Below are 17,215 nucleotides of genomic sequence, written 5' to 3'. Positions count from 1 at the left end.
GTGAGCCGGCTGGCTCGCAAAGAGGGTGGGTCAATATTCGATGGAAATCGTGGGTCAGGATTCCATGGAAATCAACAGCCAGAGCATCGTGAGTTTGCCCTCGGTGCCATATGACTGAGAAAGCGGCGGACCAAACATCCCCACCATTTGCTGCTTGGTCGTAGTGCCCGGCACGATCTTCTGAACGCTGGCCTGCTCGATTTGCCTTCCACTGCTCGCACAACCGGCAATAGCTAGGGATGCTGCAAAGATGAGTGAGAGGCTGATGAGTGATGAATTTCTGAGCAACGTTTTCTCCATTTATACGAATTAGTGTTTATGCGAATTAAAGCATAACACCGACAGTCGGAGTTGTGGCAACCAGCTTGGCGAAACGTTTTGGACAGTGCGTGCGAGAACTCCGCACAGAGGCCGGCTTGAGTCAGGTTGAGTTCGGCGAGAAGTGCGGCTTCTATCAGACCTATCTGAGCCGCATCGAGAACGGTCACGCGAACCCCACCCTCAATGCGATGGAAGTTATTGCCGGCGCCTTGGGCCTCACGATCTTTGAGTTGTTCGATAGGATCAGGCCGTTGTCGCGCAACTGACCTCCCCACAACACCAAAGCACGGGCTACATGCGCGCCACCGGAGTAAACCTAGCGTCAATGAATCACGCTGCCTATCCGTTAACCTTTGCAGGGGAACGACTAGAACGAGATCGGTGACGGCGGCGCGAAGCATCGCGATACCGACCCACTTGATGCCGCGTTACGCGCCACCTTCACCGGCGTTGCAGGCTACGCGGAAGAGCCGGACGGCTGAGGAAGCTGTTCTGATCTCTCAATGCCAGGATGATTTGTCCAATCGCACACCCCGCAACTCAAGAAATAGTCACCGTCTGGCTCGATGTCAATGTCGAAGTGAGAGCGGACGTTTCGGGACTTGCACGCCGGGCACTCTTGAGTGCCACCGGTGCGCTGGCGCTCTAGCAGGGTGATGAAATGGCCGGTAACGGTATCGCAAGACTGAATGGCGATCGATGAAGCAGCGCGATCGGCGCTGCGAGTATGTGTGAGCCAGTTTGCAAGTTGCCAAGTCTCCTTCGCCGTGTTCTTCAGATGTTGACGGAGTTCCTTGTTGCTGCCACCGCCACACAGCGTGTTCATGAGGGCCTCGGTCCAGCCGATGAAATTGGCGTCTTGCGGCCGTTCGATATCAGCAGGCAGTTCTGTGCGACGTCTTAAGGCTCCGACGAGTGAAATCAGACCTTCTCGCAATAGCATGCCAACTGCCTGGTAATCCTCTGCTTCCACAGCACTTTCGTGGCGCGATTGAGCCTGCTGCAGGCGCCGGAAGACTTCATCGAACGGTGTTGGATCGTTCCCATCAATCTGCTCAGGCCTACTGCGCATGCGCATCATCAAGCCAATGTGAAACGAAAGCGTGTAGTCGAGGCTTGGGAAGTGGTGCTGCGAATAAAGGTTGGTCAAGTTTGTGATGACCCACCAACGCCCCTTGTCAGTCGTCACATCCCATATCTCATAGGGATCGCCCAAGACGATCTCCTGCTTGATGCGCTCGACATGTTTGACAATTTCGTCCCGTGCCTGCCCGTGGACGTAGTTTGCGATGTCTTGCTCGGAAAATGGATCGCGCTCTACGCTGTATCGCGCAAGCTCTTCGGGTTCGATTGGGTGCGTGTGAGTCACACATCCTTCAGCAGGAGCAGGGACAGGAGCTGGCTCAGGGTTTGTGTGGTTCATCCTGCATCCTCAAGAGCTGAGGGGTGTATCGGGCAGCGCATCGGACCGCGACTCGGCCCCTTGAGCGTGAGCGCTAAACATCAGTCGCCGCAACCGCATCGCTCGTGAGGAGTTTTAGCTCAAGGATCGGAGCCCGACGTAAAAGGGACACAAGCTTGAGCACAGTGTCGCCTGCACGCACTGGTTCACTACTTCTAGTACGCTTTAACACCATATGCCCGCGCTCGAAATCAAGCACGTAAAGTCGCTGCTTTAATCGATACCCCGAATACTGGCTCAAATCCAAAAGATAGACCTCTGACCTCTGTCCAGCTTCATGCGGATCGGAAAGACTATTATTTATTAGGTGCAGCAAGCGCAAATCCGCTAGAGCTTGAAGAACTCTATACTCAGCCGAGTGATTCTCCTTATCCCTAAAGTCGATGCGGAAAAATGTAATTTGCTGGTCAGTTAACAAGAATTGCTGCAACAAATTCAAAGTCGAAACGAGAACCGCTGATCGGCCAGATGTAGCAGCCGCGTCATCTTCTAGCTCTTGCAGCTTCGTCTTCCCGGCAATCCCTGCCGCATTATTTACATCCTGAACGCCAACGGTTTGGGCGTTTGGTCGCTGTCTGGCAGTTTGGATCGACGCTGCGCACAAGGTCAGAAAATCTCGAGGAACACCGCCAGAGGCAAGTACAAGTCGCTCTAGTGCCGATGCACTTAATACGTTGCTCAAAGGTAGCGCCTTGCACTCCTCTACGTAACCGCGCAGGACATTTTCCAAAAAGTCTTTTGCCTTCTCGGGACGCTCCAAGGTGACATCGAGATTTATGATGGTGGCATCATGGCCATTTTGTAAGCCAGTGGGGGGATTCGGAATAAACCAACGCGTTTGATGTTGAATTCCTGCAATTTTCAGCCAAACAGGATTGTCACGAGTAATGCCATGAATTAAATCCAAGAATTTTGGAACATCCGAGCTTGCCAGATAATGAATGTCATCCAAAAACACGTAAATTGACTGATTGCTTTGAGTGCAAAATCGATTGCACACCTGCTGAAGCAAAGGGACGATACGCGCCACATCTCCATTTTCAGCATTTGAGCTCAGGAATTTTTGTTCGATAGCCGCGCGAATCGAACGCGCTACTTCAGTGCCATGGGATGCAGATGAACTTGCTCCATACCAGCCCAAAACCAGATCACAGATTCTCAGTGCAACAGTAAGAAAAGCGTGAATCGCTGGCAGCGAGCGTAAGGGTTGCAAATTGACCCAAAGTACGTGCGCGCCATCTACTTCTAATACACGCTTTGCCTCAAGCAGCAAGGCAGTTTTTCCCACACCACGCCTGCCAAAAACCAGATGATGCCGCGGGGAAATAGCGAGGTTGAGTCGCTCGTTCACATCCTGAATGTAGCGAAGGCTCGGCTGACTTTCTGATGTTCTTGAACGTTCGCTAAGCAAGCGCGTCAACGCGGCGACACGCTCATCATTCACACTCTTAACTTGCTGCCCAACAGGGCGCTTCGCAGCGACAGCTTTTATTTGCCGTATCGTTACGAATCCATTTTCAATTTTTGAGTCAAGATTACTTGCAGCCTTAAGTGCCAGCTCGTAATCACGATCCACCTCAATGATTGCGATCACCTCCCCAGGAAACGTACGAATTTGAATCGAGACCGGCTTTATTCCGACCCGCCCCAATTCCTCATCTATAAGTGATCGAATGTTGTGCTCATCAGACATAGGATTTATATTTTTTTGGATTTAATATACTTAGCGGCCAATGGAATCAGCTCTTTTGCTTCTTTCAAAAGCCGATCTGCAATTGGCTTGAATGTACTATCCGGAAGAGGATAAGGGTCGTAGTCTGCACGATTTCGATCAAAGCGTGCTTCCTTCAGTCGCATTTTCCAAATATCGCAATTCGGAAAATCGCTCGGGAGTTTAGTCGCAAGAGCCGTATGGGCTTCGTGATCATCGCCCTTGTGATAGACATAGGTAGCCGCACGTGCGGCGTGATACATCGAATAGTATGCACGACTCACAATTGCACGGGTTAACGAAGGCATAGTGCGCGACGCGAGCTTCGCATCACGTAGGTGGCGGCGTGCAAGCAAAATTCGATCTTCGGCCACGCGCCATTGCAATTGAGAAATTGATCGATTTGCGCGCGCACTCAACAACACGCCATCTGCAAAGTTTTTGAGCTTCTCCTGATTAGCTTTCGAGATTAACAGGAGTTCGCTATGAGTTATTCGCGGCATGCTGGTGACGGCGCCTCGTCGATGTAACACGGAGGGCTACAAGTAAAAGACAGATCGTTACAGACATGCGATGTTCTGTCCATCCCGAGAATGACGGTTCGCGACCTAAACCGGTTGGAAGTTCTTTTTTCCGAGTTGCTAGATGCGAAGCAGGGAAGAGCGGGCGTTGCGCTACGGACCGTGTGTGCCCACCAAGCAGATAGCCAAGAATTTAGACGTCGCGGACTCGCTTTAGATTCGCTCTCGCACTGGCGGCTACGCGCCGCTGCTCGCACCCGCGCGACGAACCAGAGGCAATGACCGGTGTGACGATGTTGGCAGCCGAGTCGCTCAACACCCAGCGTATTAGTAGCGACAGCCCCGATTAGTCAACGCTGTGTCTTTCGGGGCATTCATCCGTCGCTCATCGGACCGATGCAAAACTTCATCCCGTCCGGCAACGAGTCCGACACCCCCGCCGCGTCGCCTCGGTCAACGTCGCACGAGCTTCATTTGCCTCTTACATAGTGCTTACAGGGGCAGCCGAGGGGAAATTCCCATCCCTACGCGAAATCCTATAAGTTGTTGTTTTTATTGTATTTTTTCCTGCGGAGAGTGTGAGATTCGAACTCACGGACGCTTTCACGTCGGCAGTTTTCAAGACTGCTGGTTTAAACCACTCACCCAACTCTCCGGAACCGTCGATTTTATGCCGACGGCGTTGCCCTACGCGTCATCGGGCAGGAACATCGCCTGCAGATCGCTTAGAAAATCCAGCCCACGCTCGGTCGGCCACACGCGGAACAGGTCGCGCGCCACGAGCCCCTTGCGCTCGGCTTCTTCCAATCCACGCTGGATCGACGTCATTGCCAGCCCCGTGCGTTCGCTGAACTGCGGCAGCGTGAAGCCCTGCTTCAGCCGCAGCGCATTGAGCATGAATTCGAACGGCAGATCGGCCAGCGCCACCTCGTCGCTCTGCGACACGGCGGCGCCCGCGCGTGCGTTCTCCATGTACAGGCGCGGCTCACGAAAGCGCACCTGGCGCACGATGCGGTGCGCAAAGCTCAGCTTGCTGTGCGCGCCGGCGCCAATGCCAAGGTAGTCGCCGAATTGCCAGTAGTTGAGGTTGTGCGCGCACTGGTGCCCTTCGCGCGCATAGGCCGACACCTCGTAGCGCGACATGCCGGCCGCAGTGGTGCGCTCGGTGATGCGGTCGAGCATGGCGTAGGCGATGTCGTCCTCGGGCAGGGTCGGCGGGAACTTGGCGAACCAGGTGTTGGGTTCGATGGTCAGGTGGTACACCGACAGGTGCGGCGGCGCGAGCGCCAGCGCCTGCGACAGATCAGCGTCCAGGCCCTCGAGCGTCTGGCCCGGCAGCGCGTACATCAGGTCGAGGTTGAAGGTGTCGAAGGTGCTCGCAGCCTCTTCGAGCGCGGCAATGGCCTGGGCGCGATCGTGCACACGGCCCAGCGCCTTCAGGTGCTCGTCGTTGAAGCTCTGCACGCCCACCGACAGGCGCGTGACGCCGGCCGCGCGGTAGGCCCGGAAGCGATTGCGCTCGAAGGTGCCGGGGTTGGCTTCGAGCGTGATCTCGCAATCGGGCGTGAGCTTCAGGCGCGCACGCACATCGCCGAGCAGGCGGTCGATGGCTTGCGGCGAAAACAGGCTCGGCGTGCCGCCGCCGATGAAGATGGTGTGGACGGTGCGGCCCCAGATGAGCGGCAGTGCGGCATCGAGGTCGGCCACCAACGAATCGATGTACGCCTGCTCGGGAATGCCGTCGATCTCCGCTTCGCTCGCGGCGCGCCATTCGTGCGAGTTGAAGTCGCAGTACGGGCACTTGCGCAGGCACCACGGCAGGTGGATGTAGAGCGACAGCGGCGGCAGCGCGCTGAGCTGCAACGGACCGGGCCGCATCCAGTGCAGCACGTCGTTGGCCTGCGGCGCTCCCGTGGACTGCGCCGGCTGGATCGGGAAGATGGTGGCCATTACAGCCAGCGCTCGCGCATCAGCGCCAACATGGCCTGCGCCGCGCGGCCGCGGTGGCTGTTGGCGTTCTTGACCTCGGGCGGCAGTTGGGCAAAGGTCTTGCCGAAGGCCGGCAGGTACATGACGGGGTCGAAACCGAAGCCGTTGTCGCCAACGGGCGCGGGCGCGATCTCGCCGACGACGCGGCCGATGGCGATGAGCGGCTCGGGGTCGTCGTGGCTGCGCAACGCGACCAGCGTGCTCACGAGCGCGGCGCGGCGGTTGGCCACGCCGTCGAGTTGCTCGAGCAGCGCCTTCACATTGTTGGCGTCGCCCTTGGGGTAGCCGAATTGCGTGGCGTAGTAGGCGGTGTCGACGCCCGGCAGGCCGCCGAAGGCATCGACGCAAAGGCCCGCGTCATCGGCGATGGCGGGCAGGCCAGTGGCGGCGCTGGCGTGGCGGGCCTTGGCCAGCGCGTTCTCCACGAAGGTGCGGAAAGGTTCTTCAGCCTCACCCACGCCCAGCGCCGACTGCGGCACCAGGGTAACGGCCAGCCCTGCAAACAGTTGCTGGAGTTCGGCGAGCTTGCCTGCGTTGTTGGAAGCCAGAACCAGTTTCATGAGTCAGTTCGAGAGCAGTGCCTGCTTCTGCAAGGTCACGAGTTCGCCGATGCCCTTCTCGGCAAGGCCGAGCAGGATGTTCATTTCTTCGCGCGTGAAGGCCACGCCTTCGGCCGTGCCCTGCACTTCGACGAAGTGGCCGGCGCCGGTCATGACGACGTTCATGTCGGTGTCGCAGGCCGAGTCTTCGGTGTATTCGAGGTCGAGCAACGGCGTGCCGCCGACGATGCCCACCGAGATGGCGGCCACGTGCCCCTTGATGGGCGATGCCTCGATGGCGCCGCTGGCCACCAGCTTGCTGACCGCGTCCTGCGCCGCCACGAAGGCGCCGGTGATGGCGGCGGTGCGGGTGCCGCCGTCGGCCTGCAGCACGTCGCAGTCGAGGTGGATGGTGCGCTCGCCGAGCACGGCAAGGTCGAACACGGCGCGCATCGAGCGGCCGATGAGGCGCTGGATTTCCTGCGTGCGGCCGGTCTGCTTGCCCTTGGCCGCCTCGCGGCTGCTGCGGGTGTGCGTGGCGCGCGGCAGCATGCCGTATTCGGCGGTGACCCAGCCTTCGCCGCTGCCCTTCTTGTGCGGCGGCACCTTCTCTTCGACGGAGGCCGTGCACAGCACGCGGGTCTGGCCGAACTCGATCAGCACCGAGCCTTCGGCATGGATGGTGAAGCCACGGGTGATGCGCACCGGTCGCAATTGATCGGCGGCGCGGCCGCCGCTTCGCGTGAAAGCAGTCATTTGTTCGGGAATTGGAAAGAAAAAAGAAAAGCCGCGCGCGCTCAGGTCTTGCGTGCGGCGGAACGGCGAATGGCCTCGTTGATCTCAGCGATGGAGCGCTCGATGGCGTCTTCGTCGAGGTCGTCGATCTCGTTGTCCGACGCCGGCATGCCGGCCTGGATGGTCGAGGCGAACACGCCGTCTTCGATGGTCTCGGTGGATACGCCGCTGCGGTCGTCCGCGCTGTCGGGCATTTCCCATTCGAGCGCGATGAGCGTGACGTTGTCGCTGTGGGCACCGCCCTTGCGCAGGGCCATCTCGGCGAGGTCGGGAGCCGCATCGGACACGGGCTTGCCCGAGGAGAGCGTGTGCACGATCAATTCGTCGTCGAGCACGCCCCAGACACCGTCGGAGCACAGCATGATGCGGTCGCCGCGCTGCAGCTGCAGCGGCGCCGCAATGTCGAACAGCGGCGTGGTCGGCGAGCCGAGGCATGTCAGCAGCAGGTTGCGGTTGACGGGCATGTCCGAGCCGTGCGGCTTGGGGCGTTCGGCGTGCGAGTGGTCGCGCGTGCGCACCAGCAGGCGGCCGTCGCGCACGACGTACAGGCGCGAATCGCCGCAGTGCATCCATGTCGCGGTGGTGCCCTGGAGCACGGCCGCGACAACGGTGGTGCGCGGCGTGTCGAGCATGGCCTTGTGGCTCGCGTAGCGCATGATCTGCTGGTGCGCGGCCATGGCCGATTCGGCCAGGAAGGCCTTCACGTCCTTCACGGTCGGGCGGGCCTCGCGCTGGTAGAGCGCAGCGATGGTCTGCAGCGCCAGCTGCGCCGCGACCTCGCCTTCCGGATGGCCGCCCATGCCGTCGGCCAGCACGAACAGCCCCGATTCCCGCGTGTAGCAATAGCCCATGCGGTCTTCGTTCTTGAGACGCCCGCCCTTGCGGCTGACCTGGAAGACGGAGAATTTCATGATGTCATGCGGGGCGCGTGGTGGGCGCAGCAGCCTTGGGCAGGCTCTTCTTGTCGAAAGAGCGGATGTTGTCGATCGACAGGCGCACTTTCTCGCCCACCGTGAGCTTGGTGTAGCGGCGCTCGCCTTCGCGGCTCAATTCCTTCTGCAGCGCGAAGACCGATTGCGGGCGCGACAGCGGGTCGAGCGACATGCACCACTCGACCACCTCGATCAGGTTGTCGGAGTACACGCCGCGCAGGCGCGACAGCGACAGGCTGAGCCGGTCTTTCTCGATTCGCCGCGGCGCGTCGTTGGGCGGATAGCCCTGCATGCAGGCGTAGATGCAGGCGCCGATGGCGTAGATGTCGGTCCAGGGGCCCATCGACGAGTCGCGCCGGTACATCTCGGGGGCCGCGAAGCCGGGGGTGTACATGGGGCGGATGAAGATGCCTTCCTTGCTGAGCACTTCGCGCGCGGCGCCGAAATCGATCAGCACGGCGCGGTCGTCGTCGGTGACGAAGATGTTGGCCGGCTTGATGTCCAGGTGCAGCATCTTGTACTGGTGGACGATGCGCAGGCCGCGCAGGATCTCGTCGAACAGCGAGCGGATGGTCGACTCGCGGAACACCTTCTGCTTTTTCAGGTCTCGCGCGGTGACCACGAAATCCTGCAGGGTCGCGCCCTCCAGGTAGTTCATGACCATGTAGACGGTCTCGTTCTCGCGGAAGAAGTTGAGCACGCTGACCACCGAGGCGTGCGAGATCTGCGCGAGCGAGCGGCCCTCCTCGAAGAAGCTCTTGAGCCCCAGCCGGTAGAGCGACAATTTCTCGGGCGGCACTTGCGGCGCGAGCTCACCGGGGCCTCGGGTGGCGAGCGACGACGGCAGGTATTCCTTGATGGCCACCTGCTGTCCGCTGGGGTCGATGGCGAGATAGACGACACCGAAACCACCTGCGGAAAGCCGGCGTACAACGCGGTAACCACCAATGACCGTATCGGGCAACAGGGGCGTAGGCTTGACCTTTGACATAATCCGGGAGTTTCGCCCGAAGGCGATGGTGCGGCAAGCGAACGCCGTGCCGACGCCTCGGTGCATGCAAGCAAAACCACAGTGAGGCGCAATGCCAGTTTACAGCATGACCGGCTACGCCAGCGGCCAGAACGGGTCCGCAGGCAGCCACTCCGAAGCCGATGCACGGCCTTCCGCCGGGGGCCGGCTCGGGGTCGAAATCCGCTCGGTCAACAGCCGCTTCCTCGATCTCACCTTCAAGTTGCCCGAGGAGCTGCGCCAGCATGAGACCGCGCTGCGCGAGCTGCTCACGGGCAAGCTCAAGCGCGGCAAGGTCGAGGTGCGCGCCGCCATCGAAAACACGGCCCAGGCCGGCGTGGTCGAGCCCTCCGTCAAGCTGCTCCAACGGCTCAACGGGGTGCAGGACAGCATCAAGGCCTGGCTGCCCGCCGCGCGCGACCTGAGCGTGGCCGACGTGCTGCGCCTGGCCGGCGGTGACAGCGCCGCCCGCGGCGACTGGGGGCCCGACCTGATCGAGGTCGCCGGCAAGGCCCTCGAGGGCCTGATGTCGGCCCGCCAGCGCGAAGGCGCCCGGCTGGCGAAGATGCTCGAAGCCCACCTGGCCCAACTGCGCACCCTGGTGCAGCAGGCCGGTCCGCTGGTGCCGCAGCTGGTCGAGCAGCAGCGCACCCGCTTCCTGGAGCGCTGGCAGGAGGCCATGGGCCTGACCGCCGGCACGGGCGGTACGCTGCCCGAGGCGGCCCAGGACCGCGCGCTGACCGAGGCCACCGCCTTTGCGATCCGCATCGACGTGGCCGAGGAGCTCACGCGGCTGAATTCACACCTCGACGAGATCGAGCGACTGCTCAAGAAGGGCGGCGAGATCGGCAAGCGCCTCGACTTCCTGATCCAGGAGCTGCACCGCGAGGCCAATACCCTGGGCTCGAAGTCGGCGGCGCTGGAACTCACGCGCATCGGCGTGGACATGAAGGTACTGATCGAGCAGATGCGCGAGCAGGTGCAGAACATCGAATGACGACGAGCGACAGAATGGACTACCCCGGCAACATCTTCGTGGTGGCGGCGCCCAGCGGCGCCGGCAAATCGAGCCTGGTCAAGGCGCTCATGGAACTCGACTCGGCCGTGCAGCCTTCGGTGTCGCACACGACCCGGTCGCCGCGCGGACAGGAAAAGCATGGCCGCGAGTACTTTTTTGCGTCGCCGACGGAGTTCGACGCGATGATCGCGGCCGACGGCTTCGTGGAGTGGGCACATGTGCACGGCCACCGCTATGGCACCTCCAAGAAGGCCATTGAGGAGCGGATCGCCCAGGGCGCGGACGTCATCCTCGAAATCGACTTCCAGGGCGCCCTGCAGATCCGCAAGACCTTTGCCAACGCGGTGATGATCTTCATCCTGCCCCCCAGCTGGGAGGAGCTGCGCTCCCGGCTCGAACGGCGCGGCGAAGACAGCGCCTCGGTCATCGAATTGCGCCTGAAGAACGCCGCCGAAGAGATGGCCCGGGCGGGGGAATTCGACTTCGTTATAATCAACGAGTTATTTGAGCGCGCACTTTTCGATCTCAAGGCGATCGTCCACGCTCAGCGGCTCCGGTATTCCGCACAGCGCCGTGCCCGTGCCGACACATTCGCCGCACTGAACATCCCCTGATATCCGAGTTCACCGCTCCCAGACCGAAAGATTCTCATCATGGCCCGCATCACCGTCGAAGATTGCCTCGTCAATATTCCGAACCGTTTCCAGCTCGTCCTGGCCGCCACCTACCGTGCGCGCATGCTGAGCCAGGGCCATGCCCCCAAGATCGAGAGCAAGAACAAGCCCGCCGTGACCGCCCTGCGCGAAATCGCCGAAGGCAAGATCGGCCTCGAAATGCTCAAGAAGGTGCCGGGCTGATCTGACGCAGCCCTGCAACGAAAAGGCACCGCGAAGCGGTGCTTTTTTTATGTCCGGACGCGTCCACAGAGCGGTCACGCTAAAGTGGTAGCCATGAGCGCGGTAGCCAAACATCAGTCCCATGCCCCCAAAGGCACGCCGAAGCCGAGCCCGGCGGCGCTGAACGCGGCCGCCGCGAGCTTCGCGGCATTGACCGCGCGCCTCGACTACCTGAGCCCCGAAGACACCGAACTGGTCCGGCGCGCCTACCGCTTCGCCGACGAAGCCCACCTGGGCCAGCTGCGCAACAGCGGCGAGCCCTACATCACGCACCCGATCGCCGTGGCGGCGCAATGCGCCGAGTGGAAGCTCGATGCGCAGGCGCTGATGGCCGCCCTGCTCCACGACGCCATCGAAGACTGCGGCGTCACCAAGCCCGAACTCATCGAGCGCTTCGGCGCCCCGGTTGCCGAACTGGTCGACGGACTGACCAAGCTCGACAAGCTGCAGTTCAACACCCGCGAGGAAAACCAGGCCGAGTCGTTCCGCAAGATGCTGCTGGCGATGGCGCGCGACGTGCGCGTCATCCTCGTCAAGCTGGCAGACCGTACGCACAACATGCGCACACTGGCCGATGCGCCACGTGAAAAATGGGGCCGCATCTCGCGCGAGACGCTCGAGATCTACGCGCCCATCGCGCACCGGCTCGGGCTGAACCAGACCTACCGCGAGCTGCAGGAGCTGTCGTTCCGGCATTTGAAACCGTGGCGTTACGCCACGCTGTCGAAGGCCGTCGCCAAGGCGCGCGGCCGTCGGCGCGACCTGATCCAAAAGGTGCAAAAAGAGGTCGAGGCCGCGTTCTCGGCCGCCGGCATGACACTGCGGATCGCAGGACGCGAGAAAACGCTCTATTCGATCTACCGCAAGATGGAAGAAAAACACCTGAGCTTCGCCCAGGTGACCGACATCTACGGCTTCCGCCTGATCGTGCCGAACGTGATCGCCTGCTATACCGGCCTGGGCATCCTGCACCAGATGTACAAGCCGCTGCCGGGCAAGTTCAAAGACCACATTGCGATCGCCAAGCTCAACGGCTACCAGTCGCTGCACACCACACTGGTAGGCCCGGCCGGCGTCAGCGTGGAATTCCAGCTGCGCACCGAGGCGATGCACGTGGTGGCCGAATCGGGCGTGGCCGCGCACTGGCTGTACAAGGCCGCCGAGCCGAACGCGGCCAGCAATGACCGGCTGGGCACCAAGTGGCTGCAGTCGCTGCTCGACATCCAGGACGAGACGCGCGATGCGGCCGAGTTCTGGGACCACGTCAAGGTCGACCTGTTCCCCGACGCGGTGTACGTGTTCACGCCGAAGAGCCAGATCATGGCGCTGCCCCGCGGCGCCACGGTGGTCGACTTTGCCTATGCCATCCACAGCAACATCGGCGATCACACCTCGGCCGCGCGCATCAACGGCGACCAGGTGCCGCTGCGCACCGAGCTGAAGAACGGCGACGTGGTCGAGGTGATCACGGCGCCCGTGTCGACGCCCAATCCGGCCTGGCTCGGGTTCGTGCGGACCGGCCGGGCGCGCTCCAAGATCCGCCACTACCTGAAGACGCTGGCGCACGCCGAGTCCGAAGGCCTGGGCGAAAAGCTGCTCGCGCAGGCCTTGCGCGCCGAAGGCCTGAGCAAGCTGCCCGAGGAAGACGAAGAGCATCAGGCGCTGTGGGAAAAGCTGCTGCGCTTCACCGGCAACCGCACCCGCTCCGAGCTGCTGACCGACATCGGCCTGGGCAAGCGCATCGCCAGCATCGTCGCCAAGCGGCTGGTGGCGATGCTTTCCGAACTAGGCGAACGGCCCGATGCGCTGCTGTTGAGCCGCGAGCGCTTCATCTCGCACGAAACCGTGTCGCAGGGTGCGGTCACGCTGGATGGCAGCGAGAACTCGTCGGTGCGGTTTGCGCTGTGCTGCCGGCCCATTCCTGGCGACCAGATCGTCGGCTATCTCGGCCATGGAGAAGGGCTGGTGGTGCACACGGAAGACTGCGGCGTCGGCCAGCGGCTGCGCCACAAGGACAGCGAACGCTTCTTCGCAGTCGAGTGGGCGGACGAACCCACGCGCGCCTTCGAGACCGGGGTGGTCATCACCGTGCGCAACGACAAGGGCGTGCTGGCGCGCGTCGCCGCCACGCTGGCCGATGCGGAAGCCGACATCACGCACGTGGAAATGGCCGACGAAACCCCGCAGGACTCGACCGACCTGCGCTTCGTGATCGCCGTGCGCGACCGCACGCACCTGGATGCGGTGCTGCGCGCGGCCCGGCGTACCGCGTCGGTGCTGACCGCCTCCAGGACGGTTCCGGCCTCCTGAGGACGGCTACGCCGCCGCTGGGCGCGGCGCCGGATAGCTCACCGACAGAATCTCGACTTCGTGCGCCCCGCCGGGCGTCACGAGCTTCACCACGTCGCCCTCGCGCGACTTGAGCAGTGCCCGCGCAATCGGCGAGATCCAGCTGACCTGCGATTTCGCGCTTTCCGCTTCGTCGATGCCGAGAATGGTGACGCTGCGCTCGTCACCCGTCTCATCGACATAGCGAACTGTCGCGCCGAAGAAAACCTGGTCGCGGCCGTGGTGCACCGAGGGATCGGTGACCTCCGCGATTTCGAGGCGCTTGGTGAGAAAGCGGATGCGGCGATCGATTTCGCGCAGGCGCTTCTTGCCGTAGAGGTAGTCGCCGTTCTCGGAGCGATCACCGTTCTTGGCCGCCCAATGCACGGTTTCGACGATCTTGGGCCGCTCCTCGTCCATCAGCTGCAGCAGTTCGTCGCGCAGGCGCGCATAGCCTTCGGGCGTGATGTAGTTCTTGCTGCCTGCAGGCAGCGGAGGTGACGCACCATCGGCACTGTCGTCATCTCCGTCGGAGTCGGTTTCCTTGGTGAATGCCTTGCTCATCGCAAAATCCTCCAAATGAAAAAAGCCCGCAACTTTCGTTGCGGGCTTTCCTTGTAGTGGTGCGGCTGGCAGGAATTGAACCCACGACCCCTTGGTTCGTAGCCAAGTACTCTATCCAACTGAGCTACAGCCGCACAGCTTGCAATTATAGCCCGCTTTTATCGACCTTTCGGGCTTCACCGGTCGATCCATCGCGAAGGCACAAAAGAAAAATGCCCGGAAGAAGAATCTTCCGGGCATTTTCAGTGATGGTGCGGCTGGCAGGAATTGAACCCACGACCCCTTGGTTCGTAGCCAAGTACTCTATCCAACTGAGCTACAGCCGCTAAGCCTTCCATTATAGCGTCTTTCAAGGCATTTCTCGAAACAGGCGCGAACAGGTGGCAGCGGGCCCTGAGGGGCTCGAGGCAGTCGCTCCGTGGATCGTGCGCCGGAGCCTCCTTGAGCCCGTAGTTCAGCACCGCCCTTCTGAACGCAGGAAAGCCTGTAACGAGCCGTTCCAGGCGCGACCTATTTCACGATTGCCAAACCTGGTCTGGGCCAACAGTCAAAGAAGCGGTTCCGCCTGTCGGCCTTTGTCTCCGTGCGCGAGTTGTCTTCTCCAGATCGCGCTTGCGCTTGGCAAAGCATCAGCCAAGGCAGTCGATCCAACGGAAACAACTGAAAGGGACCATTATGAAACTCGGGCTGATCTCACTCGCACTCGCAGCTGGACTCGCCGCAGGCTGTGCAACCGAACAAGGGACTCACACGGCCGTCGGCACCGGTACAGGCGCCGTCCTCGGCGCCGGTGTCGGCAATCTCATCGGGCACGACAAGAAGAGCACGGCGATCGGTGCAGCGGTTGGCGCGGCGGTCGGCGCCGGCGTGGGCTACAACTGGACCAACATCCGCAACAAGCTCAGTGGCCAGACGGCCGGCACCGGCACGCAGATCACCGATCAGCCGGACGGCTCGCTGATGGTCAACATTCCCAGCAATGTCACGTTCGACACCGACAGCGCGACCATCAAGCCTTCGTTCCGAAGCGTGCTCGACGGTGTGGCCCAGACCATTTCGCAGGAGCCCAGGATCAACGCGCGCGTAGTCGGCCATACCGACAGCACCGGCAATCCGGACCACAACATGGCTCTGTCGCAGCGCCGCGCGCAAAGCGTGGCGACCTACCTGGCCGATCGCGGTGTGGCGAACACCCGCCTGACCGCCGAAGGACGAGGCCAGACACAGCCGGTGGCAAGCAATGCCTCCGAAGAAGGCCGCACGCAGAATCGCCGTGTCGAAATCTATTTGAAGCCTGCTGCGCAGTAGGCGATGCAAGGGCGCGCGGGACGGCAGCTCTACTGCTTGATCCATCCCGAGGCGGAGGATCGGCGCCCGGAGCTCCGTCTGCGCCGCCATGCGCTGCGTGAGTTCGGCCGGCGTCGAGGCCTTGGGATCGAAGACCAGGCCGGCCATGCGCGCGAACCTTTGCCGCAGCCAGTGCCTTGTTCGATGACGGGTTGAGCCGGTCGACCGCAGGCTTCTGCGTTCCGGCCGGTGCGAACACGCGTGAGCGGAACTAGCGGCCCGCCCCCAGTTTTTCAAAAGCCGAATCGAGCCGTCCCAATGCGATCGAGACATCCGCCCTGCGCGCGTTGATCCAAGCCTCCTGCTCGGCAACGCGCTTCGTCGACTCCCTCAACATCCGGTCCATCTCTTTCAGCTGCGGACCTCCAGCGGTCTGGCGGTTCTTGACGATAGCGGCAGGGTCGAGCGACGATCGAAACTCCGCCTCGGACATCGGCAGCGCAGTTGCAAACTCGCCTTTCACCGTTTCGGCATAGATGCGTTGTGCTTCCACATAGGGGAAGTCGAGTGGCTTGATGTTCTTGGCTTTGGCGTACTCCACCACTTCTGAAGCGAAGTGGTGCCCGACACGGAAAGGCAGTTTGTACCTGCGCATCAGAACGTCGGCGAGTTCCTGGGAGGCGGTCCAATCGCTGTTGAGCTCCTCCAGTGCACGCTCCGGATCGACAACCAGCGCCCCGAGGATCTTGTCCCAGTTGCCAAGCACGCCGATGGCGCTGCGGATCATCGCGCTGGTAGGCCTGGCGTCCTTCGCATCGCTCATGCCTGTCGGAATATTGTGTGCCAGAAGCGCTGCCCCGATGCCAAGTGTCAAAGTAGTCGATGCGTCGCGGCGAGTGCTGTTGAGCAGGCCCGGATTGCGCTTTTGTGGCATGGCGCTGGACACATAGGTGTTTTCGCCTCCCTCGCGCAGCAAGATCCAGGGACGAGCCTGGGAATATTGCGCCATGACGTCCTCGACAAACATGCCGGCATGCAGGGCGATGGCGCTGACGATGGCACCTGCTTCGACGGGCTCGTCTACGGATGAGACCTGAGATGCGTCATAGGCGTTGTCTACCGTGGCTGCAAAACCCAGGTAATCCGCCATGCGTTTGCGGTTCAGCGGCCAACTGGTGCCGTTGAGCACCGTGGTGCCCATGGACGAGCGGTCGATCCGAACATAGGCCTCGCGGATCCGTTGTGCGTCGCGGTCCAGGCCGGCCGCAATTCCCAGTAGATAGTGGCCATAGCTATTGGGCTGGGCGGCCACGCCGTTGGTGTAGTTGGGAACGATGGTGTCCTTGTGTTTGTCCGCCAACTTCACCAGGGTGCCGGTCGTCTTGTTCAGCTGCTCGGCCAAAGCCAGCATGTCGTCGCGCAAGATGGCCGAGCGCAGCGTCGCCAGCATGTCCTGGCTCGAGCGGCCGGCATGCAGCAGAGTGATCTGAGGGCCTACGGCGTCAATCAGCAATGGCTCGAAAGTGATGACGTTCGTTGGGCGCTTGCCCCCCGGCTTGCCCCCATCGACCAACACCTTGGTGATGCCGGAGTAGACCAGCGGCCCCATGGACCGATCCAGCAAACCTTCGTCGATGTTGATGACTGCGGAGGCTTTGTTGATCTCCCCGAGCCAGAAGAACTCGTCACGCGCTGGCTTGGTCTGAGCATGAACTTGCAGTGCGGTGAAAGAAAGCGCCAGGGCTGCCGCGAGGGTACAGATCGAGAATTTCAAGCTTGTCTCCGGTAGTTGAGGTTGTCGCGACGGTATATGTGAAAACACGCGCGCGCCCATCGGACTGGT

The 17,215-nt window shown here is 61.5% G+C and carries 17 protein-coding genes and 3 tRNA genes; 6 read left to right on the top strand and 14 right to left on the bottom strand.

Annotated features, from left to right (window positions below):
* Window positions 1–54 precede the first annotated feature (54 nt).
* A complete protein-coding gene (locus tag ACCD11_RS14835; protein WP_413314435.1) occupies window positions 55–300 on the bottom strand; it encodes a hypothetical protein in 246 nt (81 codons plus the stop codon).
* A 53-nt stretch (window positions 301–353) separates the two neighbouring features.
* Here ACCD11_RS14835 and ACCD11_RS14830 point away from each other — a divergent pair, with 53 nt between their 5' ends.
* Window positions 354–587 carry a helix-turn-helix domain-containing protein gene (locus tag ACCD11_RS14830; protein WP_413314434.1) on the top strand — a complete coding sequence of 78 codons (234 nt, stop codon included), beginning with the start codon at window positions 354–356 and terminating at the stop codon, window positions 585–587.
* Between the two features lie 191 nt (window positions 588–778).
* On the opposite strand, the gene ACCD11_RS14825 is transcribed toward ACCD11_RS14830, so the two are convergent.
* From ACCD11_RS14825 to ACCD11_RS14785, 9 genes are all read right to left on the bottom strand, one after another.
* Window positions 779–1,744, bottom strand: coding sequence for a hypothetical protein (locus ACCD11_RS14825; protein ID WP_413314433.1), 966 nt, complete (start codon window positions 1,742–1,744; stop codon window positions 779–781).
* A gap of 73 nt (window positions 1,745–1,817) precedes the next feature.
* Complete coding sequence (locus tag ACCD11_RS14820) at window positions 1,818–3,476, bottom strand: AAA family ATPase (protein WP_413314432.1); 1,659 nt, start codon at window positions 3,474–3,476, stop codon at window positions 1,818–1,820.
* A 5-nt stretch (window positions 3,477–3,481) separates the two neighbouring features.
* On the bottom strand, window positions 3,482–3,997 hold the full coding sequence (locus ACCD11_RS14815; RefSeq protein WP_413314431.1) for a HEPN domain-containing protein: 516 nt from the start codon (window positions 3,995–3,997) through the stop codon (window positions 3,482–3,484).
* A gap of 588 nt (window positions 3,998–4,585) precedes the next feature.
* Window positions 4,586–4,670 (bottom strand) — tRNA-Ser (locus ACCD11_RS14810).
* Window positions 4,671–4,702: 32 nt separating this feature from the next.
* Window positions 4,703–5,965: a radical SAM family heme chaperone HemW gene (hemW, locus tag ACCD11_RS14805; protein WP_413314430.1), complete on the bottom strand. Its 1,263-nt coding sequence runs from the start codon at window positions 5,963–5,965 to the stop codon at window positions 4,703–4,705.
* Window positions 5,965–6,564 carry a non-canonical purine NTP pyrophosphatase gene (locus tag ACCD11_RS14800; protein WP_413314429.1) on the bottom strand — a complete coding sequence of 200 codons (600 nt, stop codon included), beginning with the start codon at window positions 6,562–6,564 and terminating at the stop codon, window positions 5,965–5,967. Before ACCD11_RS14800 ends, hemW begins: the two co-directional genes overlap by 1 nt.
* Window positions 6,565–6,567: 3 nt before the next feature.
* Window positions 6,568–7,299 carry a ribonuclease PH gene (rph, locus tag ACCD11_RS14795; RefSeq protein WP_007835865.1) on the bottom strand — a complete coding sequence of 244 codons (732 nt, stop codon included), beginning with the start codon at window positions 7,297–7,299 and terminating at the stop codon, window positions 6,568–6,570.
* A gap of 41 nt (window positions 7,300–7,340) precedes the next feature.
* Entirely contained in the window at window positions 7,341–8,249 is a 909-nt protein-coding gene (locus tag ACCD11_RS14790; RefSeq protein ID WP_056595071.1) for a PP2C family protein-serine/threonine phosphatase, read from the bottom strand.
* A gap of 4 nt (window positions 8,250–8,253) precedes the next feature.
* Entirely contained in the window at window positions 8,254–9,261 is a 1,008-nt protein-coding gene (locus ACCD11_RS14785) for a serine/threonine protein kinase (RefSeq protein ID WP_042673779.1), read from the bottom strand.
* 91 nt (window positions 9,262–9,352) lie between these two features.
* On the opposite strand from ACCD11_RS14785, the gene ACCD11_RS14780 reads away from it, so the two are divergent.
* From ACCD11_RS14780 to ACCD11_RS14765, 4 genes are all read left to right on the top strand, one after another.
* Window positions 9,353–10,276 carry a YicC/YloC family endoribonuclease gene (locus ACCD11_RS14780; protein WP_007835871.1) on the top strand — a complete coding sequence of 308 codons (924 nt, stop codon included), beginning with the start codon at window positions 9,353–9,355 and terminating at the stop codon, window positions 10,274–10,276.
* Between the two features lie 14 nt (window positions 10,277–10,290).
* Window positions 10,291–10,911 (top strand): guanylate kinase, encoded by a 621-nt coding sequence (gmk, locus tag ACCD11_RS14775; protein WP_007835873.1) that lies wholly within the window; start codon window positions 10,291–10,293, stop codon window positions 10,909–10,911.
* A 39-nt stretch (window positions 10,912–10,950) separates the two neighbouring features.
* A complete protein-coding gene (rpoZ, locus tag ACCD11_RS14770) occupies window positions 10,951–11,154 on the top strand; it encodes a DNA-directed RNA polymerase subunit omega (RefSeq protein ID WP_007835875.1) in 204 nt (67 codons plus the stop codon).
* Window positions 11,155–11,247: 93 nt separating this feature from the next.
* Entirely contained in the window at window positions 11,248–13,503 is a 2,256-nt protein-coding gene (locus ACCD11_RS14765; RefSeq protein WP_007835877.1) for a RelA/SpoT family protein, read from the top strand.
* 6 nt (window positions 13,504–13,509) lie between these two features.
* Here ACCD11_RS14765 and greB read toward each other — a convergent pair whose 3' ends face one another.
* From greB to ACCD11_RS14750, 3 genes are all read right to left on the bottom strand, one after another.
* Window positions 13,510–14,085: a transcription elongation factor GreB gene (gene greB / locus ACCD11_RS14760; RefSeq protein WP_007835879.1), complete on the bottom strand. Its 576-nt coding sequence runs from the start codon at window positions 14,083–14,085 to the stop codon at window positions 13,510–13,512.
* Between the two features lie 57 nt (window positions 14,086–14,142).
* Window positions 14,143–14,219: transfer RNA gene (locus ACCD11_RS14755), tRNA-Arg, on the bottom strand.
* A 115-nt stretch (window positions 14,220–14,334) separates the two neighbouring features.
* Window positions 14,335–14,411, bottom strand: a tRNA-Arg gene (locus ACCD11_RS14750).
* Window positions 14,412–14,760: 349 nt separating this feature from the next.
* Here ACCD11_RS14750 and ACCD11_RS14745 point away from each other — a divergent pair.
* The gene (locus ACCD11_RS14745; RefSeq protein ID WP_413314427.1) at window positions 14,761–15,393 is read left to right on the top strand and encodes an OmpA family protein; all 633 of its coding nucleotides are present in this window, start codon (window positions 14,761–14,763) and stop codon (window positions 15,391–15,393) included.
* A gap of 250 nt (window positions 15,394–15,643) precedes the next feature.
* Here the strand turns inward: ACCD11_RS14745 and ACCD11_RS14740 are convergent, their stop codons facing one another.
* Window positions 15,644–17,146, bottom strand: a complete 1,503-nt coding sequence (locus ACCD11_RS14740; RefSeq protein WP_413314426.1) for a lyase family protein — start codon at window positions 17,144–17,146, stop codon at window positions 15,644–15,646.
* Window positions 17,147–17,215 lie beyond the last annotated feature (69 nt).

This window comes from Variovorax sp. Varisp36 (genome assembly GCF_047304235.1).
In the GTDB taxonomy this organism is placed as follows: domain Bacteria; phylum Pseudomonadota; class Gammaproteobacteria; order Burkholderiales; family Burkholderiaceae_C; genus Variovorax.
Note: the sequence above shows the minus strand (reverse complement) of the source record. Positions and strands in the feature narration are given on the sequence as shown.